General features: G+C 47.9%; 21 protein-coding genes. 12 read left to right on the top strand and 9 right to left on the bottom strand.

What is annotated here, in order from left to right; all coding sequences use genetic code 11:
- Window positions 1–2 precede the first annotated feature (2 nt).
- The 3 genes from GC130_RS03810 to GC130_RS03800 are packed head-to-tail and all read left to right on the top strand — an operon-like array spanning window position 3 to window position 2914.
- The gene (locus GC130_RS03810; RefSeq protein ID WP_151996931.1) at window positions 3–1292 is read left to right on the top strand and encodes a CitMHS family transporter; all 1290 of its coding nucleotides are present in this window, start codon (window positions 3–5) and stop codon (window positions 1290–1292) included.
- 3 nt (window positions 1293–1295) lie between these two features.
- Window positions 1296–2618, top strand: coding sequence for an acyclic terpene utilization AtuA family protein (locus GC130_RS03805; RefSeq protein WP_151996930.1), 1323 nt, complete (start codon window positions 1296–1298; stop codon window positions 2616–2618).
- Window positions 2615–2914, top strand: coding sequence for a hypothetical protein (locus GC130_RS03800; protein ID WP_151996929.1), 300 nt, complete (start codon window positions 2615–2617; stop codon window positions 2912–2914). The genes GC130_RS03805 and GC130_RS03800 overlap by 4 nt, the downstream gene beginning before the upstream one ends.
- Window positions 2915–3225: 311 nt before the next feature.
- On the opposite strand, the gene GC130_RS03790 is transcribed toward GC130_RS03800, so the two are convergent.
- Complete coding sequence (locus GC130_RS03790) at window positions 3226–3432, bottom strand: hypothetical protein (RefSeq protein WP_151996928.1); 207 nt, start codon at window positions 3430–3432, stop codon at window positions 3226–3228.
- A gap of 228 nt (window positions 3433–3660) precedes the next feature.
- Between GC130_RS03790 and GC130_RS03785 the strand changes: the two genes are divergently transcribed.
- The gene (locus GC130_RS03785; protein WP_201568307.1) at window positions 3661–5835 is read left to right on the top strand and encodes a hypothetical protein; all 2175 of its coding nucleotides are present in this window, start codon (window positions 3661–3663) and stop codon (window positions 5833–5835) included.
- Window positions 5836–5949: 114 nt separating this feature from the next.
- Window positions 5950–7626: a carboxylesterase/lipase family protein gene (locus GC130_RS03780; RefSeq protein ID WP_151996927.1), complete on the top strand. Its 1677-nt coding sequence runs from the start codon at window positions 5950–5952 to the stop codon at window positions 7624–7626.
- A 69-nt stretch (window positions 7627–7695) separates the two neighbouring features.
- On the opposite strand, the gene GC130_RS03775 is transcribed toward GC130_RS03780, so the two are convergent.
- The gene (locus GC130_RS03775) at window positions 7696–10575 is read right to left on the bottom strand and encodes a calcium-translocating P-type ATPase, PMCA-type (protein ID WP_151996926.1); all 2880 of its coding nucleotides are present in this window, start codon (window positions 10573–10575) and stop codon (window positions 7696–7698) included.
- Window positions 10576–10770: 195 nt separating this feature from the next.
- The gene (locus GC130_RS03770) at window positions 10771–11604 is read right to left on the bottom strand and encodes an aldo/keto reductase (protein ID WP_151996925.1); all 834 of its coding nucleotides are present in this window, start codon (window positions 11602–11604) and stop codon (window positions 10771–10773) included.
- Window positions 11605–11968: 364 nt separating this feature from the next.
- Between GC130_RS03770 and GC130_RS03765 the strand changes: the two genes are divergently transcribed.
- Together GC130_RS03765 and GC130_RS03760 are read left to right on the top strand one after the other, a co-directional pair.
- Window positions 11969–12838 (top strand): DUF72 domain-containing protein, encoded by an 870-nt coding sequence (locus GC130_RS03765; protein WP_151996924.1) that lies wholly within the window; start codon window positions 11969–11971, stop codon window positions 12836–12838.
- Window positions 12839–12845: 7 nt separating this feature from the next.
- Window positions 12846–14048 (top strand): hypothetical protein, encoded by a 1203-nt coding sequence (locus tag GC130_RS03760; RefSeq protein WP_151996923.1) that lies wholly within the window; start codon window positions 12846–12848, stop codon window positions 14046–14048.
- Here GC130_RS03760 and GC130_RS03755 read toward each other — a convergent pair whose 3' ends face one another.
- From GC130_RS03755 to GC130_RS03745, 3 genes are all read right to left on the bottom strand, one after another.
- Window positions 14049–14474, bottom strand: a complete 426-nt coding sequence (locus tag GC130_RS03755; protein WP_201568309.1) for a GNAT family N-acetyltransferase — start codon at window positions 14472–14474, stop codon at window positions 14049–14051.
- On the bottom strand, window positions 14475–14780 hold the full coding sequence (locus GC130_RS03750; RefSeq protein ID WP_151996922.1) for a hypothetical protein: 306 nt from the start codon (window positions 14778–14780) through the stop codon (window positions 14475–14477).
- A gap of 108 nt (window positions 14781–14888) precedes the next feature.
- Window positions 14889–15710 (bottom strand): DUF2911 domain-containing protein, encoded by an 822-nt coding sequence (locus GC130_RS03745; RefSeq protein WP_151996921.1) that lies wholly within the window; start codon window positions 15708–15710, stop codon window positions 14889–14891.
- An 89-nt stretch (window positions 15711–15799) separates the two neighbouring features.
- Between GC130_RS03745 and GC130_RS03740 the strand changes: the two genes are divergently transcribed.
- The 3 genes from GC130_RS03740 to GC130_RS03730 all read left to right on the top strand — a co-directional run bounded on the left by GC130_RS03740 (window position 15800) and on the right by GC130_RS03730 (window position 19091).
- Window positions 15800–16402, top strand: a complete 603-nt coding sequence (locus GC130_RS03740) for a DNA-3-methyladenine glycosylase (protein ID WP_151996920.1) — start codon at window positions 15800–15802, stop codon at window positions 16400–16402.
- Between the two features lie 3 nt (window positions 16403–16405).
- Window positions 16406–17332, top strand: a complete 927-nt coding sequence (locus tag GC130_RS03735) for a glyoxylate/hydroxypyruvate reductase A (RefSeq protein WP_151996919.1) — start codon at window positions 16406–16408, stop codon at window positions 17330–17332.
- Between the two features lie 133 nt (window positions 17333–17465).
- Complete coding sequence (locus GC130_RS03730; protein WP_151996918.1) at window positions 17466–19091, top strand: OmpA family protein; 1626 nt, start codon at window positions 17466–17468, stop codon at window positions 19089–19091.
- Here the strand turns inward: GC130_RS03730 and GC130_RS03725 are convergent.
- The 3 genes from GC130_RS03725 to GC130_RS03715 all read right to left on the bottom strand — a co-directional run bounded on the left by GC130_RS03725 (window position 19088) and on the right by GC130_RS03715 (window position 22619).
- The gene (locus GC130_RS03725) at window positions 19088–19930 is read right to left on the bottom strand and encodes an SDR family NAD(P)-dependent oxidoreductase (protein WP_151996917.1); all 843 of its coding nucleotides are present in this window, start codon (window positions 19928–19930) and stop codon (window positions 19088–19090) included. The genes GC130_RS03730 and GC130_RS03725 overlap by 4 nt on opposite strands.
- A 118-nt stretch (window positions 19931–20048) precedes the next feature.
- Window positions 20049–21734, bottom strand: a complete 1686-nt coding sequence (locus GC130_RS03720) for an amidohydrolase family protein (protein ID WP_151996916.1) — start codon at window positions 21732–21734, stop codon at window positions 20049–20051.
- 57 nt (window positions 21735–21791) lie between these two features.
- A complete protein-coding gene (locus GC130_RS03715; protein WP_193217761.1) occupies window positions 21792–22619 on the bottom strand; it encodes a VOC family protein in 828 nt (275 codons plus the stop codon).
- A gap of 176 nt (window positions 22620–22795) precedes the next feature.
- Between GC130_RS03715 and GC130_RS03710 the strand changes: the two genes are divergently transcribed.
- Together GC130_RS03710 and GC130_RS03705 are read left to right on the top strand one after the other, a co-directional pair.
- On the top strand, window positions 22796–23377 hold the full coding sequence (locus GC130_RS03710; protein WP_151996914.1) for a hypothetical protein: 582 nt from the start codon (window positions 22796–22798) through the stop codon (window positions 23375–23377).
- A gap of 246 nt (window positions 23378–23623) precedes the next feature.
- On the top strand, window positions 23624–24760 hold the full coding sequence (locus tag GC130_RS03705) for a transporter (RefSeq protein ID WP_201568311.1): 1137 nt from the start codon (window positions 23624–23626) through the stop codon (window positions 24758–24760).
- Window positions 24761–24775 lie beyond the last annotated feature (15 nt).

Raw genomic sequence — 24775 nt, 5'->3', positions numbered from 1 at the left:
CCATGCTCGCATTCCTCGGCCTCTTAACGATAGTCCTGTTGCTTGTTTTGGTAATGAGCAAAAAACTATCTCCTGTAGTGGCACTCATCATTGTCCCCATTGCCACTGCGTTAATTGGCGGTTTCACGACTGAGATTGTTACCTACATTACCGACGGAGTGAAAACGATTTCTACCACGGCGGTGATGTTCATCTTTGCTATTTTGTTTTTCGGCATCCTGATGGACGCCGGTACTTTCGAACCGGTGATCAAGCGGCTCTTGAAAGCTGCAGGCAACGACCCGGCACGGATTACTGTCGTTACCGCCATTCTTGCCATGATCGTCCACCTCGACGGTTCGGGTGCAGTCACCTTTCTTGTGACAGTGCCTGCCATGTTGCCTCTTTATGACGCCATGGGCATGAAAAGAACGACGCTGGCCACGGTGGTTGCCCTGTCTGCTGGAACCATGAATATTTTACCCTGGGGAGGGCCGACTATCAGGGCTGCTTCAGCATTGGAAGTGCAGGTAACTGAGTTGTTCAATCCCATTTTAATTCCGGTCATTTGCGGGTTGCTGTCAGTACTGGGAATTGCCTGGTATCTGGGGAAAAAGGAGAGAAACTGGGTGAATGAGCAAGGACAGATAAGCGATTCCACTATGGCTATCGAAAAGGATACCAGTCTCCATCGGCCAAAATTAATCTGGCTGAATACGGCGTTGATTGTCATTTCCATTACTGCGCTCATTGCCGCCCTCGCTCCACCTCACGTCATTTTCATGATTGCCTTTGTCATAGCCATCACGGTGAACTACCCCAACCTAAAAGAGCAAAGGGAGAGAATTGATGCACATGCAAAAGCCGCCCTGTTAATGGCGAGCATTTTATTTGCTGCGGGATGCTTTACCGGCATTTTGAAAGGGTCGGGCATGATAGAAGCCATGACTGCAACCGCCGTCAATTATATTCCATCCGGTATAGGCAATCACCTGGCATTGATGACGGGAGTTGTGAGCATGCCTGCCAGTTTGCTGTTCGATCCGGATTCATTCTATTTCGGCGTGTTGCCGCTGCTGGGAACCACCGCCGAGCATTTCAATGGTGACGCCATCGAAGTAGCCAGGGCAGCCATTATGGGACAAATGACCACCGGTTTTCCGGTAAGTCCACTCACAGGCGCTACTTTTTTGCTGATAGGTCTCACAGGGGTGGACTTAGGCGATCATCAGCGGAAAACTATTCCGTGGGCTTTTTTAGTAACAATGATTATGCTGACAATGTCTGTGCTCATTGGAGCCATAAGTTTTTGAGCCATGAAGAAAAAAATAAGAATCGGCGGGGGGGCTGGGTTTTCTGGCGACAGGTTGGAACCGGCAGTTGTGCTGGCAGAAAAAGGCAGGCTCGACTACCTGATACTGGAATGCCTGGCCGAGAGAACAATAGCACTTGCTCAGAAACGAAAACATGCCGATCCGTCCAAAGGATATGACCCACTGCTTGAGCGGAGGATGAGGTTGCTACTGCCACATTTGGTGAAAAACGAAGTAAGGCTGATCACAAATATGGGTGCAGCCAATCCACTTGCCGCAGCCGACCGAGTGCTGGAAATAGCAAAGGAGCTCCACCTGTCAGTAAAGGTGGTAGCCGTAACTGGCGACGACGTTTTTGCGCAAATAGATCCGGCTCAGCAGGCGATGGAGACGGGGCGCCCCCTTAAGGAAGCAGGACAGCTCCTTTCGGCCAATGCTTACATCGGCATAGAGGCCATTCTTCCTGCCTTGCAGTCGGGTGCTGATATTATTGTTACTGGCAGAGTGGCGGATCCATCGCTGTTTCTGGCACCTATGGTACATGAATTTGGATGGAAAACGGACGATTATGACCTATTAGGAAAAGGAACCGTGATTGGCCACCTGCTTGAATGCGCCGGACAAATTACCGGGGGGTATTTTATGGATCCCGGTAAAAAGGAAGTGCCGGATCCGGCCCACCTGGGCTTCCCGTTCGCTGACGTAGATGCTGATGGCTCAGCCACCATTAGTAAAGTGGAGGGCACTGGTGGTGCTGTTAATCTGATGACTGCCAAAGAACAACTCCTCTACGAAGTGGTGAATCCTCATGAGTACTATACGCCGGATGTGATTGCCGACTTTACCAGCGTGAAGCTAAAGGAAATTGGCAAAGACATGGTGCAGGTTTCTGGTGGCGGTGGCAAGGCGAGACCTGCTACTTTTAAGGTGAGTGTAGGATACCAGGCATTTTGGCTGGGCGAGGGAGAAATTTCGTATGCCGGCACCAATTCACTTCAAAAGGCAAAGCTCGCCGGACAGATTGTTGAAGAGCGGCTGAAAGACCGAATGGATGACCTTAGGGTCGACTATGTCGGGTTGAATGCTATTTTTAGAGGAGCTTTTGATCAGCAAAGTGAGCCGGCTGAAGTGAGGTTGAGGGTAGCCGGCAAAGCACAGACGATGGAAATGGCTGCTTTGGTGGGTGAGGAGGTCGAAGCCTTGTACACAAATGGCCCGGCGGGAGGTGGCGGGGCCAGAAAATACGTCAATGAGGTTGTGGGAATCGTTTCGATACTAATGGATCGGTCAAAAGTTAAATCATACGTAACACTTAAGGAATCATGAAGCTTTACGACATAGCACATAGCAGGGCAGGCGACAAAGGAAATACTTCCACGCTTTCGCTGATACCCTACAGTGAGACGGACTATCCGATGCTTTGCGAGAAAGTAACCGTGCAGGCGGTGAGCAAACATATGGAAGGGATTGTAAAGGGTAAAATTATCCGGTATGAAATGCCCAACGTTTCGTCGTTGCTCTTTGTCTGCGAAAAGGCATTGCTCAGCGGTGTCACCACTTCTCTTGCACTTGATGCACATGGGAAGAGCCTGAGCAGTGCTTTGTTAGAAATGGAGATTTAGGGTATCTTTTTTAAGAGTTCTGAAAGTTCGTTGTCTGTCAAAGTCTCGTGTTCAGCTTTATCGTAGATGGCTAATAGGTATACAGATTTTTTAGAGACAACAATGTTCGATATTAACCGCCCGCCTCCAGATTTCCCTTTTCCCTTTGACGTGATGGCTAACCTGATTTTATAACAATTTCTTCCTAAAGCTGTGCCTTGTTCCGGGTTTCTTGGAGTGAACTCGCCAGACTAATAAAGTCATTTTTTAAAGAGGGGTATTTCTTCGAAAGACGTTTTAACTGCCTGTCGAACGGTGGAATTGAGTATACACTATAGCTCATTGATTAACTCATCAATAGGCTTGGCTTTCATCTTGCCGTCCAACACCAGTTTTAGGTTTTCAACAGCTTCGGATAATTCTGCCGACAGTTGCTGTTTATCTGATAGCACACACTGAGCCTTTACAAATGGAAGGTTTTTCAACAATTCCATGAAGAAATCGGCCTTGTCGTCTTTTATTTCGAGTAGTAGTTTCATTTCTCTGTAAAAGTTAAAACAAATATACAATTTGAAATTGTATACCAACAGAAATGAGATCTTTAAAAAGTTTACATAAACTGTTCAGCCTACAATGAATAGCCGAACTGAGTGTATGGGCGGACACCCGCCCGGCGACAAGGTAGGCCGACTCATCACAAAACGAACTAAACACTTTGCCCTTAATAATCAGCTGGTTATCTTTAGTAGGTACCTACCTACTTACCCATGAACCAGCTCAAAACATTACTTCCCGGCAGGCAGTCTATTCACTGCGCAATAGCCATTCTAGTCTTCTTTTCCGGCATTTACAGCGCCTGCCAGTCGGATAAAACGACGGCCGGTCTGGACGCAGACGATATCGGCGGCGTTGTTACAGGCCCCGGCGGACCAGAGGCCGGCGTCTGGGTGATTGCCGAAACGTTTGATCTGCCCACCCGGTTTGCTAAAATTGTAGTTACCGACGACCAGGGACGATATCTGCTGCCCGATTTGCCCGACGCTACCTATTCCATTTGGGTGAGGGGCTATGGGCTGATAGATTCACCGAAAAAGGAGGGAAAGCCCGGCTCGTCAATTGACTTAGAAGCCGTCGCAGCACCTGATGCCAAAGCCGCCGCTGCCTATTACCCGGGTGGCTATTGGTTTTCACTACTTCAACCGCCGGCAAAAAGTGAATTCCCTGGAACTGGCTCTGAAGGAAACGGCATTGCCAAAAGTATGCTCACACAAGCGCAGTACCTGGCAAGCGTCAAGTCGGGTACTTGCCTTGCATGTCATCAGTTGGGCAGCAAGGGTACTCGTGAAGTTCATCCGGATTTGGGGACTTTTCCGTCCTCAGTAGATGCCTGGGCGAGGCGATTGCGGTCAGGCCAGGCAGGATCCAGCATGGTTTCTTCCTATCATCGAATGGGGCCTGAAGGAACCCTAAAGATGTTTGCCGACTGGACCGATCGAATTGCTGCTGGCGAATTGCCTGAAGCACCATCACGTCCGCAAGGGATTGAGAGAAACGTGGTGATCAGCCAGTGGGATTGGGCGGATCCGAAAGCCTACATGCATGATCTGGTGTCGACCGATCGCCGTGACCCAACTGTCAACCCCAACGGAAAGCTTTATGGTGCCACCGAGTTGAGTACCGACTATTTGCCTGTGCTCGATCCCATGACCAGCACGACCGATCAGGTGCCCCTTACTGTAAGGGATCCCGAAACTCAGTCTGTTTCCGGCGAAGTGCTGGAGCCGTCAGTTTACTGGGGAGATGAAGCCATTTGGGACAGCAAAACCAACGTGCACAATCCCATGATGGACGAGCTGGGCAAAGTGTGGATCACGGCCAATGTTGGGCTTCCTGAGAACCCGGATTTTTGTAAGGAAGGATCAGACCATCCCTCGGCCAAATTGTTTCCGGTGGATCGTTCGTACCGACACCTTGGTTTATACGACCCTGATACCAAAAAATACACCACCATCAGGACTTGCTTCAGCACCCACCATTTGATGTTTGCCGAAGATGCTAACAACACACTTTGGACCAGTGGAGGCGGGCAGGTGATAGGCTGGCTGAATACAAAGAAATACCGTGAAACCGGAGATGAGCAGGCCTCGCAGGGCTGGACGGCGCTCATTCTCGATACCAATGGCAACGGCAAGCGTGACGATTACGTAGAGCCGGATCAACCCATCGACCCTAAAAAAGACAAACGCATCACCAAAGGGCTTTATGCGGTGTCGCCAGCTCCTGATGGCTCAGTATGGGGTTCTTCGCTGGGCTACCCCGGGGCAGTGGTTCGGCTTGACCCAGGTACTAACCCACCTGAGACAGCGCTGGTGGAGTACTACGAACTTCCATTGAAGGAGTCGGGTGAACCTATTGAAGGCTTTTCGCCCCGTGGAATGGATGTTGATAGAAATGGGGTGGCCTGGGTGGCATTGGCCAGTGGTCACATGGCCAGCTTTGACCGCCGCAAATGTAAAGCGCCGCTCAATGGCCCGGATGCCACAGGCCAGCACTGCCCTGAGGGTTGGACGTTCTATGCCGAACCACTGCCTCAATTCTCCAACATAGAAGCATCGGGAAGCGCTGAAGCCAGCTACTATACCTGGGTGGATCAATTCAATACACTGGGGCTGGGCGAAAATGTACCTATCAATACGGGTAATGAGTCAGAGGCTTTGTTAGCGTTGAAAGATGGTGAATTTGTACGGTTGAGGGTTCCCTATCCGCTGGGCTTTTTTACCAAATGGATGGATGGCAGAATCGACGACCCTGAGGCGGGATGGAAGGGGAGAGGACTTTGGGCAACGATTAGCACCCGAACCCCTTTTCATATGGAAGGCGGCAAGGGCACTACCAGCAAGGTGTTCAAATTTCAAATGCGGCCCGATCCATTGGCGAAGTAAAAATATCAGCAGGTACCTCCTTTTCCATTTATGTAATACGTCAGTTCGACACATTGAACAATCATCGGGATTAGGTAACTTAATGAGCAAAGTAAACGAAAAGACATGCCTACTATGAACACCAAAAGAAGAGACTTTATCCAAAAAATGGGGCTTGGAACGGCTAGCTTAGGCTTAGCTGCAGCTATGCCGCTTACTTCCTGTGATGCCAATGCCAATAAGGCAACGGCTGAGGAGCCAAAAGACGACGAACAATTTTTATTTATCGGCGACGATATTGCGGTAGCCAATACCACATCAGGAAAAGTAAGAGGCTATATACTGAATGGCGTCTATACCTACCTGGGTGTGCCTTACGGAGCAGATACGGCTGGCAAAAACCGTTTTATGCCACCGCAGAAGCCTGAACCCTGGACGGACGTGAAACCAACGATCTGGTGGGGTAATACCGCTCCTCAAATCATGGACAATCGCTACGCCAACGTGCACTACTCGTTTGCCGATCATTGGAACTACGACGATGTCAGTGAGGACTGCCTGCGTCTCAATGTGTGGACGCCAGCCATTGACGCCAAAAAGCGCCCTATAATGGTGTGGCTGCACGGTGGCGGCTTTACCAACGGAAATGGTATCGAACAGGATGGTTATCACGGCGAAAACTTCAGCAAAAAAGGTGACGTCGTATTTGTATCGATCAACCACCGCCTGGGACCCATTGGGTTTACCGACTTCTCGGGTGTAGGTGGAGAGAAATATGCTTCTTCCGGCAATGTGGGCATGCTGGATATCATCGCTTCTCTGGAATGGGTACGAGACAATATTGCCAGCTTCGGCGGTGACCCAGGCAATGTTACCATTATGGGGCAGTCGGGCGGTGGTGCCAAGGTCACGGGTGTCATGGCTATGCCGGCCGCTCAGCCACTGGTGCACAAAGGAGTGGCGCTGAGTGGTTCCATGCTCAAAGGTGTCGACCAAAGCTATTCCCGGAAGTTGGGCGAGTATGTAATGAAGGAGGCTGGGCTCACACCCGCCACACTTGACAAGATACAGGAAATTCCGTGGCGAGAATACCTGGACATTGCCAACAGAGCCATGGACAAAGCCAGAAAAGACAACCTGAATTCCGGAAGCGGCAGAGGGGGCTTCGGTCCTGTGGCTGATGGTGTTCATCTGCCAGCCGATGAGTTTTTCAGCGACCCCAACGGAGCGGCCGCCAACATGCCTTTGATGGTATGCACTACTTTTCATGAGTGGTCACCTACCCGCACAAGTCCTGAGCTTGAAGCGATTGATTTTGCTGGAGTAGTTGAAAAGCTAAAGCCAAGGTTTGGCGACGATGCCGAAAAAGTAGTCAACGCCTACAAAGCGAATTTTCCGGAGGCAAAACCGGCTGAAGTATGGGCACTTGCTGTTTCCAACCGGCAGGGAGCCATCAACACGTCCAATGCCAAGGCTGGCCAGCAGGCGCCTGTCTACCTGGCCTGGTTTGGCTGGGAGCCCCAACTGTACGATGGCCGCATGAGGGCCTTCCACTGTATCGACATTTGTTTCTGGTACGCCAATACTGACAGAATGTATACACATACCGGAGGTGGCAGCAGGCCAAGGAAGCTGTCGGAGAAGATGTCGGCTTCATTGCTCTCGTTCATGCGCACCGGCGATCCTAATGCTGGAGCCTTGCCGACTTGGGCTGCCTACAGCAAAGAGAATGGAGAAACGATGGTGCTTAACGACACCTGTGAATTGAAAAACGACCCAGACAGAGCCGCCAGAGAAGCCTTACCCGCCTAAGAATTTATTGTGTTAGAGTATGATGAAAAAAAGCCGGTGAAATCCGGCTTTTTTTATGTACCCCGAAACTTACTTTTTAATAAGCCTGGATATTTCTCCTATCCAGAGCACTGGTGAGGTAGCAGCTATGATGATTCCCCAGTCATTCAGCGAGATAGGTACCGTTCTGAAGACTTCTCCGCCAAACTCGACGATCATAAACTGCCCCACGACGATCAGAATACCCACGATGATAAAGCCAACCCCTTTATCCAACTCATGGAAGGCAGATTTGCCAGTTGCATACGCCTTAGCGTTGAACAGGTTCCAGAATTGCAGCATCACAAACACAGTGAAGAAAACAGACAAGTGGTAGGCGCTGATTTCACCATCTGTTTTGGTAAAGTAGAAAAGCATTCCTACTAACAGCACGACAAACGAGAACCCCACGAACAATATGTTTTTGCTCATGACAGGTGTAATGATAAAATCATCTGGATGGCGGGGCTTACTCTTCATCACATTGTGATCGGGTGGGAGCGAGGCCAGGGCTGCTGCGGCAAAGGTGTCCATGATCAGGTTGACCCAAAGCATTTGGGTGACGGTAAGCGGCAACTCAAAGCCCATGAGTGAGCCGAGAAATACAATTGATAAGGCAGCTACGTTGATGGTAAGCTGAAACAGGATAAACCGTTGAATATTCTGATAAAGGGATCGGCCCCACATAACCGCTGTGGCGATGCTGTTGAATGAGTCGTCGAGCAGTGTAATATCGCTGGCCTCCTTAGCGACGGAGGTGCCTGATCCCATAGAAAGCCCTACATGGGCATAGTTCAATGCAGGGGCATCGTTCGTGCCATCGCCGGTAACAGCCACCACTGAGCCAGTTTGTTGCAGCAACTGCACCAGCCTTTGCTTATCAGAAGGCCTTGCACGACACATGATTTTCAGCGCTTGTACTCTTTTAAGTGCCTCTTCGTCACTCAGGGCAGCGAATTCTAAACCAGTGATTATTTGAAGATCGGTATCGCCGTCGTTCCAGACTCCGATCTGCTTGCCAATTTCTTTGGCAGTTCCGGGGGTGTCACCGGTAACTATCTTTACATCAATGCCTGCATTGTGGCAATCTTTCACAGCACTGGGTACCTCTTCCCGCACCGGGTCGGAAATGGCCACAATACCGAGGAATGTCAAGTCGAAGTCAGCCAGGTCTTTGATACTGGCTGGCGTTTCATCCTCTATTATTTTGTAGGCAAAGCCCAGTGTTCGCATCGCCTTGCCCTGATACTCAATAAGCTTATTGTCTACATCACTCTTTACTTCTTTGATTAGCCTTGGCGTGGCATCAGAGGCTACATCTTTGCATTTGGACATCACAATTTCCGGAGCCCCTTTCACATACAGCACCTTTTTTCCAAGAGTAGGCGACTCAACGAGCGTAGCCATGTACTTGCGTTCTGTAGAAAACGTCAACTGTTCGATGACTTCAGCCTTTTCTCTTAGTTCAAGGTAGTCGATATCATTTTTGTGCAACCAGAAAAGCAGCGCTGCTTCCGTGGGGTTGCCAAGTGACTTGCTCTTATCAGGGTTAGAGTGGTCAAGATGGGCGGTTGTGTTGGCAGAAATACTTTCTTTAATCAGATTGGCTGCATTACTATTTTCCTTTGGTTGTTGGTCTCTTAAGCCAAAGAAATCAGTTTGGTAAATGGTCATCTGATTTTGCGTGAGCGTACCTGTTTTATCAGTGCAAATGACTGTGGTGGCCCCCATAGTTTCGGTGGCGTGCATTTTTCGCACCAGGTTGTTGGTTTTCAGCATGCGCCGCATGCTCATGGCAAGGCTTAGCGTAACGCTCATAGGAAGACCTTCAGGAACTGCAACGACTATAAGTGTAACTGCCACCATGAAATGCTGTAGAATGATTTTCGCCAGATCTATCGAGGCCCATGAATCAGCGCTGGTTACATCTAATCCGGCAGCGAAGCCGATACCGAGCAAAACGGCAAAAGTTACGACGCCATAGGCTAGCCATCGGAACCAGCTTCCGTTCTCAACGCTGTTTGGCACTTCTTTGTCATAGCCCATCAGCTGAATACCATCGTACACAATAGGTAGCCAAACTTTCACCAAAATCACCATTATCGCTATAATGACGATTCCTGCTGATCCAAGCTGTACCAACGGAACCTCGGTAGCTCCAAAAAACATGTCCTTGGCGAAAAGAACAGAAAAGGTAAGCACCGCCAGAATAAACCCAACTACTCCAATGAGCTTGGCCAGCCGATCCAACTGTTTGTTCAAAGGAGTGTCTTCCTTCGTCATTTCGGTGGCTTTCTTGGCTACCTGACCAAACTCTGTGGCGTCGCCGACTTTTTTAACCTCCACCGTGGCGTGTCCATCAATTACCTTGGTGCCCCTCATCACCCAATTGGATGGATAAGTGGAGTCAGAATGAAAATGAGCTGGATTCGTTGTTTTGTCTATGAGTGGCTCGCCGGTAAGCGTCGACTCGTCTATTTGGAGTGAAACGGCTTCCAGCAATTCTCCATCGGCGGGAACTTCCTCTCCGGTTTCCAGCACGATGATATCGCCAACGACGACCTCTGTCTTGGGTACCTCACCTATTTTGCCGTTTCTGATGACCTTGATCAGCTCCTGATCGTTGACCTTGTTGAGGATGTCAAACTTTTTGTTGGCGTCCATTTCGAACCAAAAAGCGACTCCGGTAGCCAGAAATATCGCACAGAAAATGCCTATCGTTTCAGCGTAGTCGTTATGAACAACGGAAATGATGAGGGATAGGAAGGCAGCGATAAGGAGTATTCTGATGATGGGATCCTCAAACTTCTCCAAAAAAAGCTTCCACAGCGGATCCCTTTCAGGAGGAGTCAGTAAGTTATTGCCGTACTTTTTCCTGCTTTCCTGAACTTGTTCGTCCGTCAGGCCGACGAAATGCTTCTTGTTCTCCATAGTATAACATTACAAATGTCAGTGCTTCCGGTTCTTGCAGCAAACTATGGTATAATGTTCAAAGGGTAGTCTACACTTAGCAAATTTGGGCATATTTTTTCAATTCGCCATTATTGGAATTTACAAGAGTTCTTTGTAAAAGAATATTTTCCAACGGAAAAATACACCCTGGCGAGATGATAATTAAGGGATAGTTCAGAAGCTGAAATTGTCAGGATCGGCGCCAACTCGCTGATGCTTATCTAGTTGGTCGATTGCAGCCATGTCCACCGGGGTTATTGTGAAATCAAAAATGTTTGCGTTCTCTTTGATCCTCAATGGGTTCGCACTTTTTGGGATGGTAGTTACGTCTTTTTGAAGGTTCCACCTCAAAACTAGCTGAGCGACCGATTTTCCGTATTTGCTGGCTAATTGCTGAAGGGCTTCAATTTTAAACACTCCACCTTGCATCAGCGGGCTCCAGGCCTCCACCTGAATTTTTTTCTCGGCGCAGAAATCCAGGAGGTTCTGCTGAACCAGGCTTGGGTGAAATTCTATTTGGTTGACAGCAGGCACCGTTGACGAGCTGTTCATCAAATCTTCAAGGTGATGTTGAAGAAAATTGCTAACGCCAATAGAGCGTATATAGCCGTCGTTCAGCAGCCTTTCTAGTGCTCTCCAGGTGTCTTTGTATTTTTCCTTCACCGGCCAGTGTATCAGATAGAGATCAACATAATCAAATCCCAGTCGCTTTATCGAATGGTCAAACGCTCTCAGCGTTGGCTCATAACCCTGCTCACTGTTCCACACCTTCGTGGTAACAAAAATGTCTTTTCTGGGGACGCCTGATGTTCTTACAGCATCGCCAACGCCACGCTCATTTCCATAGAGCGCAGCAGTATCTATGAGCCGGTACCCAGCCTCTACTGCATGATTTATGGAGTCAACTACCTCTTTCCCGTCTTTGGTTTTAAACACACCAAGGCCGAAGTAAGGCATTTGAATACCGTTGTTCAGCTTAACAGTGCCTCTTATATCTGTGATTGTCATCAGCGTCTATCAAAGGTTATTTTGCATGGCGACTGCCAAATTGCCTCAAAAGTTACCAAAGAGGGGGTTATTATGCTAATGAGATGGATCGAAGTGCTTTGCCATGCGTCTTTCAGACCTGAAAAACCCACAGACAAACTGCCTGCGGGTTTTGATTAACAAATGAAATATATGGACTTGAATGTAAGAGGATATTGCACTACCAATCGTCCTGTACAAGTATCGGTAATTCTCCTCGCTGCAACTATCGATTTGAAGCGGACTGTTACGATGTTGTAGTAAGCTGTATAATCAATTGACTGAAATACTTCCTTTGAAAATGAAGAGTTGCGTATATTGGATGCTCAATTAAACGTTCAAATAAATGAAATTCGGTTCCGTTCCTGACCCCGGTATTATTGACTTTACAATTCCCTCTGATCATCCTGATACTGCTAAAGTGCTCTCCAAAGGAAACGGCAGTTTTGAGGCCTTTGTAGGTTGTGCGAAGTGGAACAAGACTGATTTGAAAAACTTCTATCCAAAAGGTACAAAAGACGAGCTGAGCTATTACAGCACACAGTTTAATAGTATAGAGCTGAATGCTACTTTTTATAACTCTCCAAAAAAGGATCAGGTGCTGAAGTGGAAGGAGAAAACGCCTGATGACTTTAAGTTCTTCCCCAAGCTTACGAACTCCATCAGCCATTTTAAGCGGCTCATCGACACCAAGCAGGTAGTGGATGAGTATTGCGACGCCATTAGTGGGCTCGAGGAAAAGCTTGGGATGGTGTTTTTGCAAATGCACGACAACTTCAAACCAAAGGATTTCGACAGGGTCATCAAGTTCATCGATGAGTTTCCGAAAGTGATTCCGCTGGCTATTGAAGTGCGCAACGAAGACTGGTTTACCGACCCTGCTTCAGCTGAAAAATTCTACCAGTTGCTGGAAGACAAGGGGGTAGCCAATGTGCTGGTGGATACCGCCGGAAGAAGAGATATGATGCACATGCGACTAACTACCCCCCATGCATTTGTTCGCTATGTGGGAGCGAACCACCCGACTGACTATCCACGGCTCGACGACTGGCTGGTGAGGATAAAGGCATGGAAGGAGCAGGGGCTGGAAAAGCTCTACTTCTTTATCCATCAAAATATTGAATTGGAGTCACCTTTGCTGTCTGCTTATTTTATCAAGAAGATGAATGAGCAATTGGGGACGAACTTGACGATGCCGAAAACGTTGAACGACTAGCTGCCAGTTGCCTTCTACACAGACTTCTCCTATTTACCTGAGCGATGACGGCCCTTCCATAGGTGTCGGCAGGAAGCCTTTGTTATTTTTTTGGGGAAACTATGTGGCAATCAGACATGAGAATGGGATCGAAGCCTTCCCATCCGGGCATTTTACCTACAATCCGGTCAAGCTAAATGAAAGTAACGAGCCCGATGCATCAACCCGCTCAGCGCCCAAATGGCTGGTTGAGCTTTTTATCCGGGCAGTGAAATCTCCGTCAAAAGCAGGAGCTAGCTTTGAAGTAGAGGTGCTCAAGCACGTCTCAAAACCGGTGATCCTTGTCAATTGCCTTGACGGCTGTTATGGCCATTGCCTGTACAAGCTGGCTTATATACTACTCATCGAAAAGAATTCCGAAAAAGACATCGTGGTCATTATCCACCCGGCGTTCAGGCACCTTGTCCCCGATTCGGTGTCTGAAATATGGTCGGTCAGGGCACCGTTTAATATGCTGGATTTCAAAATCGGGGGCTTTCATGAATTTGTGACAAGCCAGCTTGAACGGTTACAAACGTTTGAGCTAGCGCATGTGCGGATGGATCTGCCGCTGGAAGAGTTCGATTTCACAAAACTCACTAAAATCCATCCTTTTGATTTTAAGGGATTGAAAGCCGGGCCTTTCAAGGTAACTTTGGTGCTCCGTGATGACAGGTTTTGGCTTCGCAGTCGTTTCGATTCGTTTTTTTATCTGGTTTGTATCAAATTTGGCTGGCTTCGTAAGATGAAGTGGTATTTTGCTCTGAGACAAAAAAGTTATCTAAGGTCATTTGTGAAGAAGCTTCACAGGCAACTAGACTTGGAAGTACAGGCCATTGGTATTGGAAAGATTCTTTCATTGCCTTTTCTGAAAGATGAGCGGCTGGACTATACTGATTTTGCCGCCCACGAGGAAAGATGGTTACAGACCTATGCTGGTTCCCATGTTTGCATTGGTGTGCATGGCAGCAACATGCTATTGCCCAGCTACCTGGCAGGTTCCTCTATCAGCTTGTTACCCGATTTTAAGATTCCCAATTTCAGTGAAGAGTTCATTCCAAAGCCAGGGCCAGCACAGCGGAATATGCATGTCAACAGAACATTGCCGTTGAACACTTCACCAACTCAACTGACAGCCCATACTGTCGGTATTATTAACGGCTGGAGGCATGGCGAGAAAGTGAGTGATTAATTAATTGACTGAAGTCGGCTTGTTAATTGTTTTTTCCATCACCACAAACTCAATACCGCCCTTCATATAGGTGGCGTTTGTCTTGTGAAGGCCGAACCGCTCATAGTACGCCGCTTTCTCCGTTCTCGCATTGCACCAAACGGATGATACCCGATGGCCTTCGATTTCTTTCAAAAGGTAATTGAGCAGAATGGTGCCGTAGCCTTTTCCCTGGTGTTGAACTTCAGTAGCGAACTTTCTGAACTGGGCTTTTCCATCTTTGAGAAAGAGTGAAACAATGGATACCAGCTCATCGTCAACAAAAAGACCATAATGGATGCCTTCGTGGTCTTCATCCACCTTCACAAAGTCAAACGGCTGGTTGGGCCACATCACTCTGTGCCGGACTGGCCATGTGTCTTCAGCTTTGATCTTTCTTATTTCCAATCAGCAATTGTCTTTGTGGGTATTCAAACACACATTGGCGTAGCCATCATAGATATGGTAAGACGGCCCGGGCTTTCCATAAAGAGTGACGATCTTGTCCAACCGAACCTTATGGCCTTTGGACGTGAGCAGGAATTCGCCTTCAGGCGTTTCGACGATATCCAAAATTTTGCCTTCAGCACTTTCCATTTCCGGTTCAGTAGTGAAGTAGTAAATCACGCCATCTTTTTCCTGCTTTTTTACTTCGTCCATCACCTCTCTGAAATCCCAGGGAACAGGTAGATAACTGTCTTTAGTCAGTGCCATAGTGTGTCATTTGATAATATGAAAGCAGTCTTTAAAGACTAAAAGTTCGATTGGCAGTGATTTTAAGGTCGCAAAGAGATCATTTGACATCCTTGCGACCTTTTTCAATTATTTCTTAGCCTGCCATTCGGCAATCGACTTGTCGTTGAGCCTTGGATAGTCAGCATTGCCAGCGACTTTTGATTTCTCAGTACTCACTTGTGCTGACGCAATAGCCTCTTTGTATTTGCCCAGGCCAGCGAGGATGAGCGCCTTGGTTCTGTGCTGCCAGAAAAACCCGTCGTTTACAGCGATGGCCTTATTAACCCACTCTAATGCTTTGTTCAGGTCTCTGCCAGTGTTCAGATAGTAGCTAGCCGCCTGGTAATAAGCGTTGGCCAAACTGGCTTCGGGGTTTTTGGCGAAGGTTTCTATTTGTGCCATTACCTGCTCGTCCGTCTTGAACGCCATCGGGATCGAGATCAGTGTCTTTTCCCAGAGAATTTGGAGGTCGGCTGAAGTCTCGGTGATCTTCTCAAACTGGATGCTCAATGTTTCGACGTGAATAGGATAGGCTGCAGGCGTTATTTTGAGACTCATCACCTTCTGGTCGTTTTGTGAGAAGGTAACCGCCCATTCCGTTTTGCCGGGCACCGATGAAATGACATAGCTACCCGCTGCTAACTCCTGTCCCCTGATCATTACTGGCTTGTCGAAAGTAAGAGTCGTAGGCGAGTTGGCACCCGTTCTCCACTCAACGCCATAAGGCAGTAAGTCACCAAAGATCGTTCTGCCTCTGGCGCTAGGTCTCGAATACTCCAGCGACAGGTTTGTTAGGCCTATTTGTTGAGTGATGCTGCAAGACGGACTCGCCGCCGGCGTACTGATTTGCGCATGGGACGACAGCACAGTAAAAATCAAGGCCACTGCAAGTGCAAAAATGTTTCTCATATTTTGACGAAGGTTTGTTTGAACGTTGTTTTGTATTGCTCGGCCGAAGTTATGGATTAATATTCAGCACGTAAACAACAAGAATCGAAATGGCAGCGAAACCGCTATCAAAAGACTTTTATGTGGTAAATGATGTAGTGCATGTAGCAAAAAACTTACTAGGGAAAGTACTGTGCACTTTTTTTGACCGAGAATTGACGGCCGGAGTGATTGTTGAAACAGAAGCGTATAGTGGTGAGGGCGATATGGCGTGCCATGCATGCCGGTTTGGAAAGACGAGCCGCACTGAAGTGATGTTCCAGGAAGGTGGCGTCGCCTACGTTTACCTGTGCTATGGCATCCACCACATGGTCAACGTGGTGACTAATGTGGAGGGTAATGCCGACGCAGTGCTGATCAGAGCAGTGGAGCCGCTGGAAGGTGGGCATACCATGATGGAGCGACGAAAAAAGAGCTCCCTCAAAAGGATATCGGCAGGACCCGGAACGGTAGGCGAGGCCCTTGGCATTAAAGTAGCCAACACAGGGGAGTCACTTTTAGGACCTGCCATCTGGCTGGAAGAAAGAGGAATCGCCGTGGCTGAGAAAGAAATAGTGGCCACGACCAGAATAGGAGTGGATTACGCTGGTGAAGATGCACTGAAACCGTGGCGGTTTTATATAAATGATAACCCATTTGTAAGCAGAAAATAGGCTATGTCGATAGTAATTATTGCACCAAACAAGGACTTAAGCCAGTGGATCAGGGAATTCAATAAGGCAGACAAAAACCTTGATGTTAGAATTTGGCCGGAGGCTGGTGATCAATCAGAAATAACCTGTGCAGTAGTGTGGGGCCATCCTGCCGGGTCGCTGACAGCTTTTCCTAACCTCAAACTTATTTGCTCCATGGGGGCAGGGGTTGACCATGTGCTCAAAGACCCGGAGCTGCCTGACGGTGTACCCGTCGTTCGCATTGTTGATGATGGCCTAAGCTTCTCGATGAGCAACTACGTCGTTTCGGCTGTGATGTATCATCATCGGCGGTTTGACAAATACCTCGCTGATAAAAAAGCACACATTTGGGATCAGCCGTCGCCGCCCGAAGTCGATTGCCGGATAGGCATCATGGGTTTCGGTGTGCTCGGTCAGGATGCTGGCAGGAAGCTGAAAGCCCTCGGGTTCGATGTATTTGGATATGCGAATAGCCGTAAGACGGTTGATGGAATTCAGTGCTTCGACGGAGAAAGTGAGCTAAGTGCTTTTCTCAGGGAAATAAATGTGTTGGTGTGCTTGTTGCCAGCTACAGCGGAAACTAAGGGCGTCTTGAACAAAAAGTTGTTTGAGGGCATGAACCGGGGCACCTATTTGATCAATGCCGCCCGGGGCCATCATCAGGTAACAGATGATATCATAGAGGCCATTGACAACGGAACGCTGTCGGGTGCCTTTCTGGATGTTTTCGAAAAGGAACCGCTTCAAACGGATCACCCAATTTGGGGCCATCCAAAAGTGTTCATTACTCCACATATAGCCAGCATCACCAATCCTGGGGCAGCGGCTCCCCAGATTGTGGCTAATTATAAAGCCATGAAGGAGGGACAGCCGTTGAAGAATACAATTGACAGGGATCGAGGATACTAGGTTTGACACCAGTCTTGTAAACATGCTTCGAAGGTATTTTCACCCGACCGCTCACCCAATTTTCGCCATACCGATTGCCTTATCCGGGCACGATTGTTCGTTATTCTATTAACTTTGCCGAAAATCCTGTTTAATGAAGTATTTAGCGCTTTTTATTGCTCCTGCCTTTCTGTTTTGTTCAGTGTTAGTCAACGCCCAAAACCTAACCATTTATGATGGTCAGGAGACAGTGGGAAATAATATCAATTCCCCTTCATTTGAAGAAAACCCTGTGATGCACCCTTCTGGAACAAAGTTGTTCTTTACCAGAGTGCAGCATGCTGCCAATGTGGGAGGCAAGGGAGACAAGGGCGATATCTGGATGAGTGAGCAGTCGGCTTCGGGGGACTGGCTCCCAGCGCAAAATATAGGCGCACCATTGAACAGCGACGGACTCAATGCCATCATTGGTTTTGCCGATGGTGGCAACCTGATGTATCTTTCCACTGACTACAAAGACAAGGACGGGATACTCAGAAAAGCCGTAGCTAGCAGCCGCAGAAACGACGATAACTGGACAGCACCGGAAAGGTTGAACGTCAAATACTTCAGCAACAAGAGCAGCCATCAAAGTGGCTGGGTAACAGCGGACGGAACAGTCTTGCTGCTTTCGATAGAAGCGCCCGGCGGCTATGGTACTGAAGACCTCTATGTATGTTTCAGAGAATCGGATGGCAGCTACTCTTCGCCCAGGAATCTTGGCTTTATGATCAATACGGCCTTTCAGGAAAATACACCGTTCTTAGCGGAGGACTATAAAACATTGATTTTTGCCTCGAACGGGATTGCGGGGCAGGGAGGAAGAGACCTGTTCTATTCTGAAAGACTTGACGACTCCTGGCGAAACTGGTCAGAGCCAGTCAGCCTCGGGAACAAAGTCAATACTGTGGGCACCGAGCTATCGTTTTCGTTTCAGCCTGGTGCCGATTTCGCTTACCTCACCAGCACGCAGAACTCCGAAGGCTATAGCGATATCAAAAGGATGAAAATCAAGTCGGACATAGTAGCACAAAGGCTGGATACTATTCCACAAACGCCGCTCATTGGTGCCGTTGTTAAACCGTCTGTCGATCCTGAACTTGTGCCGACAGTGACAGCCCCAACAGTGGCCACCACTCAGGTTTCCGGAATCGTGAGAGATGCCAAGACACTTGGAACGCTGTCTGCAGACATAGCAGTCACTGGGCAAACGTCGGATTATAATACCAATTACCAATCAGGTAGTGATGGAACGTTTAGTTTTGCTCTGGAGAATGGCCATTCTTATGCCCTCACAGTTTCCTCCAAGGGGTATCTGGAGGAGCAGCTGGTAGTTGAGACATTTGATGGAAAGGAAATCAACGAGACAGTGTTATTGCAGCCACTATCTGTCGGCAACACGGTAACGCTTTCACATGTGCTTTTCGAGCAGAGCACAGCCAATATGATCAAGGGCTCAGAGGCAGACCTTGAAAGGGTAAGGAAAATGATGGAAGACAACCCGGAGGTGGAAATACTCATTTCAGGTCATACCGACAACCAGGGGCCTATTAAACCCAACATCGAATTGTCGGAAAGCAGGGTGCAGACTGTGATAGATTACCTGGTTAGCAAAGGAGTCGACAAGAGCCGATTGACTGGCCAAGGCTTTGGGCCAACCAAACCTATCGCATCCAATGCGTCGGAGGACACTCGAAAGCTCAACAGAAGAGTTGAGTTCACTGTTGTGAAGGGTAACTAATTTTCCAGGGCTTCTTTTATCATTTGTTCACTTAGTATCCAGAGGTCTTCGGCGTTTTTATCGCTTGTGGCCTGGGTCGATGGAGTAGTCAGGCGCCTCGATTTGAAATAACCACCACTGTTTTTTTCAATTCCTTCCTTTGTGGCCAGGTAAACCGAAGTGGAAGCTCCTTTGGCAGGCGTGATCATGAAGAGCTGCGCAAATTTGATGACGCCACTCACAAAACCTTTCATGTTATGGCCGAAATTGGTTTTTACAACTCCTGGATGAACCGAGAAGCCTGTAAGCCCACGGTCACTGTATCGTTCATGAAGTGATTTAGTGAACAACAGATTGCATAGCTTGGCGTCGCCATATCCTTTAAAACCAGATGTCAGGCCTTTGTTCTTCTTTATTTGTTCAATGTTCAGGTATCCGATTTTATGTGCTTCCGAGCTCACATTGATGACTCTTGCCTTGGAAGCTAGTAGTTCATTGAGCAAAAGGTTTGTCAGGTAGAAATGCCCAAGATGATTGATGGTGAAGTTCATTTCAATGCCATCTTTACTTCGGTCGTCTGTGTCAATAACCCCACCAGCGTTGTTGATAAGGGCATCAATCCTGCGGGAGATATCTTTGATTTTGCCAGCAGCTTCCTGTATCGAACGGAGATCGGCAAGGTCAGCTACAATATGGTGAACATTCTCGTGGCCAGCGGCAGCTTTGATAAGGCTGTCGGCTTTTCTGGCTTTGTCTTTATTCCGGGCAAGGTGAATAACCCTGTATCCCTTTTGAGCCAATTGTTTGGCAGTCTCAAAGCCAATTCCGGCAGTGGCACCCGTAATAACTACAGTTTTCATGGTCAGGTCAGTATAGTTTCATTAAGATAGGAGAATAACGGTAGCAAGTAAAATTGCCAGTTGATTATATCTTTTTTATGCCCATTACTTCGCAACCGAATGGCACCCATGCCCTGGATTAGTCCTTGTAACCTATCCATCCCGGGCCTCTTACTGCTCTTCCGGGAAAGCTTCCTGTATGCTCACTGTTGCTAAGTACCTGTACGCCATTTACCCAAACGTCCGTTACGCCTGTGGAAAGCTGATGAGGGTTTTCAAACGTAGCGTGATCTTGAATCGTTGCAGGGTCAAAGATCACCACATCGGCATAGTAGCCAGGAACAAGTCTGCCTCTTTTTCTTATGCCCATGTTTTCGGCTGGCATCGAAGATAGCTTTCTGATGGCCTCTTCCAGAGAAATCACTTTCTCCTCTCTCACATACTTGCCCAATAGTCGGGCAAAATTGCCGTAGGTGCGTGGGTGAGTGCTCGACTCCAGCACTTTGCCCTCAGGCATCACTGATCCAGCGTCAGAGCAAAAACTCATGTATGGTAATTGAATCTGGCGTTTAACGTTTTCTTCCGACATCATGAAGTAGGCCGTGCCCACCCGGGTCTCATCGGCTATCACCAAATCGATGGCAGTTTCCTCTACAGACTTACCATGAATAGCAGCGGCTTCGGCCAATGTCTTTCCTGTGTAGATTGGCTTCAGCGAATCGTTCTTGAAGCCAAGTAGCACAACCCGTTCTGGCGAACCTGCAGATAGCAGCAGGTTTTCCCATTCATTGGTGGCAGTTCTCATTTCCTCGATCACTTTCTTTCTAACATCAGGATTCTGCAAACGCTCTCTCCATTTCTCCGGGCCACCTTCCTGCACCCAGGGCGGCATGGAAGCATCCAGACCTGTAGCACCAGCTGTGTAGGTATACATGTCCGTAGTCAACTGAATGCCCTCAGCTCTTGCCTCTTCTATCATGGAAAGAAGTGTATCCATTTTCCACCAATTGTCGGTGCCGGCAACCTTGAGGTGGTAGATTTCAGCAGGCAGACCAGCTTCCCTGGCGATCCTGATTGTTTCGTCAACCGCTTCCAGGAGCTGGTTGCCTTCGCTGCGCATGTGCGTGATGTACCGGCCACCATAGGGAGCAGCCACCTTGCATAGTTCTATTAATTCCTCCGTGCTGGCGTAAAAGGCCGGAGCATAAATCAGAGATGAGCCAATGCCTAAAGCGCCTTCTTCCATGCCCTGTTTTACCAGCAACCGCATGCTGTCTAATTCTTCTTCAGTAGGCGGACGGTTATCGTAGTCAACAGTATGAATGCGGAGAGTGGTGGCGCCGATAAAGGAAGCCACGTTGGGTGTTACTCCTTTCGTTTCTAAATATTCAAGGTACTCTCCCAGGGTGGTCCACTGTGGAGTGATATCTGTTTCTTCTTCAGCATTTTTTACCCACTCGGCCTTCATTTTGTCACTGAGTGGCCCCATCGATCCGCCCTCACCAAACACTTCCAGGGTAACTCCCTGCCTGATGTTGCTCATTGACCTGGGGTCGGTAATGATGCTTTCGGTTGCCCAGCTCAGCATGTTGATAAAGCCAGGGCTCACAGCCTTGCCTTCGGCATCAATTTCGGCAGCTCCCGACTTGTCCTTTAAGTCGCCTATGAACGCAATCGTATCTGCTTTGATACCCAGGTCGGCACTAATAGGAGCGCTGCCCGAGCCGTCATAGATAATGCCGTTGCGGATAATCACATCGTAATCAGGCGAAGAACATGAAATGATCGCCCCAAGTAGGGGCAGGAGGTAAGTTAATCTCTTCATTTAAGGTTGGTTTGTCTTCGTCAGCCAACCCTTTAATCTAAAAAAACGGCTGCTGTACTAAAGCACTACTAATCCATGTAAGTTAGAAAAATCGGAATCTACTTGCGAACCACTGGTACCAAATTCCCATTCGATACCAAATACGCCGAGGCCCTTGCTTCTCAATTTTTTGATAAGCGCATCATTCTCCGATGATTTTTTTAAAATGAGGGTAGTTGAGCCAACAATATATCTGGCCTCTTTGTCTTCCTCAGCCATATTCTGTTGAGGCTCCTGGCCGAGCAGGGTGGTCAGGTTGCGCATCATTTCCTTAAAATCAAGCGCCAGAAGAGTAATTGATTTGATGCCGGTAATGCCGTTTTTATGCGTTGTGGCTTCCTCGGCAAGAGTTGAGTGAGTAGAATAGGGGCCCCGGATAAAGGGCAGCTCAGTAAGTAAGGTCGATGCCATTTGCCAGGTGATTTTTTTTCCATCTGGCCTCTTCCTGGCCGCTGCCATTGGTTTGGTGACAAAAAGGCCTCCGTCGTTTATCCTTACCAAATCTGCTTTAATATCAGCTGACAAAATGCAGAAGTCGGTCACTCCTTCAGGCAGCGAAAGAGCCCTGTCGTAGAACCTGTGAAAAAGTCCCCATTTCTTTGAGTACTTGAGAGACCTGAAAGCCCGGGTTTTCGAATAGAGCTTCAGAAGAAATGGTTTGAAGCCTTTTCTGATCGCCAACAATTCCAGAAAGCTTCCGTCTTTAAACTTCACCAAGGCATTTTCAGAGAAGCCCCCCTTATGAATGCCTCCTTTTGTTACAACGAAGCCGCTTGCAGTGAACGTTTGCGTGGCTGTTTCTAAGTCATTCACCTTAATCACAAGGTGATCGAATGGTAAGCTCATAGATATAGGAAAATTTTGAGTTTTTGAGAAAAAACTATGCATATAATCCATTGAGACGGAACAACACCTCAACGGTATAATGCCTAAAGTACTTATGAACTTACGGTTGGTTGCAGATATGCTTTCGAAATATAATAAATTATTCCTTTACGGTGGGTTTGGGATAATTCACCTAAATGCCTACATTTCGGGAAAGTATACCTACTTCATTGCGTCGGATCACCGCCATATCGCTTCTTTTTCTGTTCCTTTTGAACATCATCGGATTTTACGGTGTGTTCATGGGGTTGAAATATAACCTTGAACAACAGGTAGTTAGCGACCTTGATTCCGACAATTTCAATGAAGATGAGTTAGTTGAGTTCAAGGTAGCCGTGTCTCTTGCCTACATGCCTGACCAGGCCGACTACGAAAGAGTGGACGGGCTTATTGAAGTGGAAGGAAAGTTCTATCGATTGGTCAAACAAAAATATGCAGGGGACACACTCTACATCGTTTGCCTTCCTGACCACAACCAACAGAAGTTGCATGAAGCCATTGAGGACTATGTGAGTACTTTCACAGCGCCGGATGCTTCTACAACTAAGCAGGTTGACCTTTCAAAATCACTTTCCAAAGATTACATGATTTCGAAAGTGGTAATGGAAAGGGGTTCCTACGGTGCTTTTTATTCCGTAGAGAATACCGACTACGTTGTCTCGGATTACACTTTTTACCTTTCGATCCAAAGCCCTCCTCCCAGGAGTATTTTAGTTTAAGGCAGAATCAGACCAATTCTGAACTTTCATCTCGTTGTTTCTTCATCGCCGACAAATCAATCATTTGCTGCGAAACCTTAGCTGGTTTCCTACAAACGAGGTTGTTTATAGTTGTTTGGTGCTTCAGTAAGTTACTGGCAGGTTTTCTGGTAAAGCTTTGTGGTGTCGATGATAGCAAGAGGTGACTAGCAGGACTTTTCAGAATTGGTCTATCCATACTTTTTCTTTCACTAAAATCATCTCAAAATGAAATTTACTTTTACTAAATATATAGTACTAATTTGCCTGTTTATAGGTATCAGTGAAGCCTTTTCGCAGGGCTGTATCGCAGTTAGGTCAGGTGCCGGTGTCAACGTTGGCGGTGGGGCCGTGCTGGGCAAAGGACAGTGGAATGCCGCAACCAATTTCAGGTATTTCCATTCATATAAGCACTTTCGTGGTAAGCATGAAGAAACTGAGCGTGTCGAAAATGGGACAGAGGTAATAAACGATTCTTATTTCCTCGACTTTCTGGTTGCCTACGGCATTTCAGACCGTCTGTCAGTAAATTTTGTTCTTCCTTTCGTTAATCACGCCAGGTCGTCGATGTACGAGCATGGCGGAAACCCACCCAATGGCCTCGGCGACAGGCATTTTACTTATTCAAGCGGGCTGGCGGATATAAGATTTGGTGCCAGCTACTGGCTGCTCGATCCTGCTTCTCATGCTGGATCCAATATTTCGCTTGGTTTAGGCATGAAGCTTCCTTCTGGGAATTACCGGGCAAAGGGAAAATTCTACAACCAGGGGCCTAACAGGGATCAGGTGATCACTTCCGGCCTGGATCAATCGATACAACCCGGCGATGGTGGAGTTGGCATTACATTCGAGTCACAGGCTTACCACAACATTTCAGAGAAGCTGGTGGTGAGCGCCCTGTTGTACTACATGGTGAATCCCAGGGAGAAATATTCGACAACTAATTTCCGGGGTTCTGCATCAGAATTATCTGTGTCTGATCAGTACGCAGCCCGGCTGGGTGCGTTGTATGTAACTTCTGTGCAGGGGCTTGGCCTCTATGGCGGAGCAAGACTGGAGGGTGTTCCAGCTAGCGACCTCATCGGAGGGGATGAGGGATTCAGGAGACCAGGCTATATTGTGTCGCTTGAGCCAGGTGTGAACTATGGCGTTGGAAACATGGCATTTAGCCTGACTGTGCCGATAGCGGTCGATAGAGCCAGGGTGCAAAATTTTTCCGACAAGCAAAGAACCAAAGAAACAGGGGAGTTGGTCAACGGCGATGCGGCATTTGCTGACTACTTGATCAATTTCGGTTTCACTTATCGTTTTGGAATGGCCAGACACACTGTTGATGTAAACGACTTTACCGGATCTCAAAACTAGTTTTTTCCAGCCGCT

It is taken from the genome of Imperialibacter sp. EC-SDR9, assembly GCF_902498805.1.
Lineage (GTDB): Bacteria > Bacteroidota > Bacteroidia > Cytophagales > Cyclobacteriaceae > Imperialibacter.
This window is presented reverse-complemented; position numbering and strand designations above follow the sequence as displayed.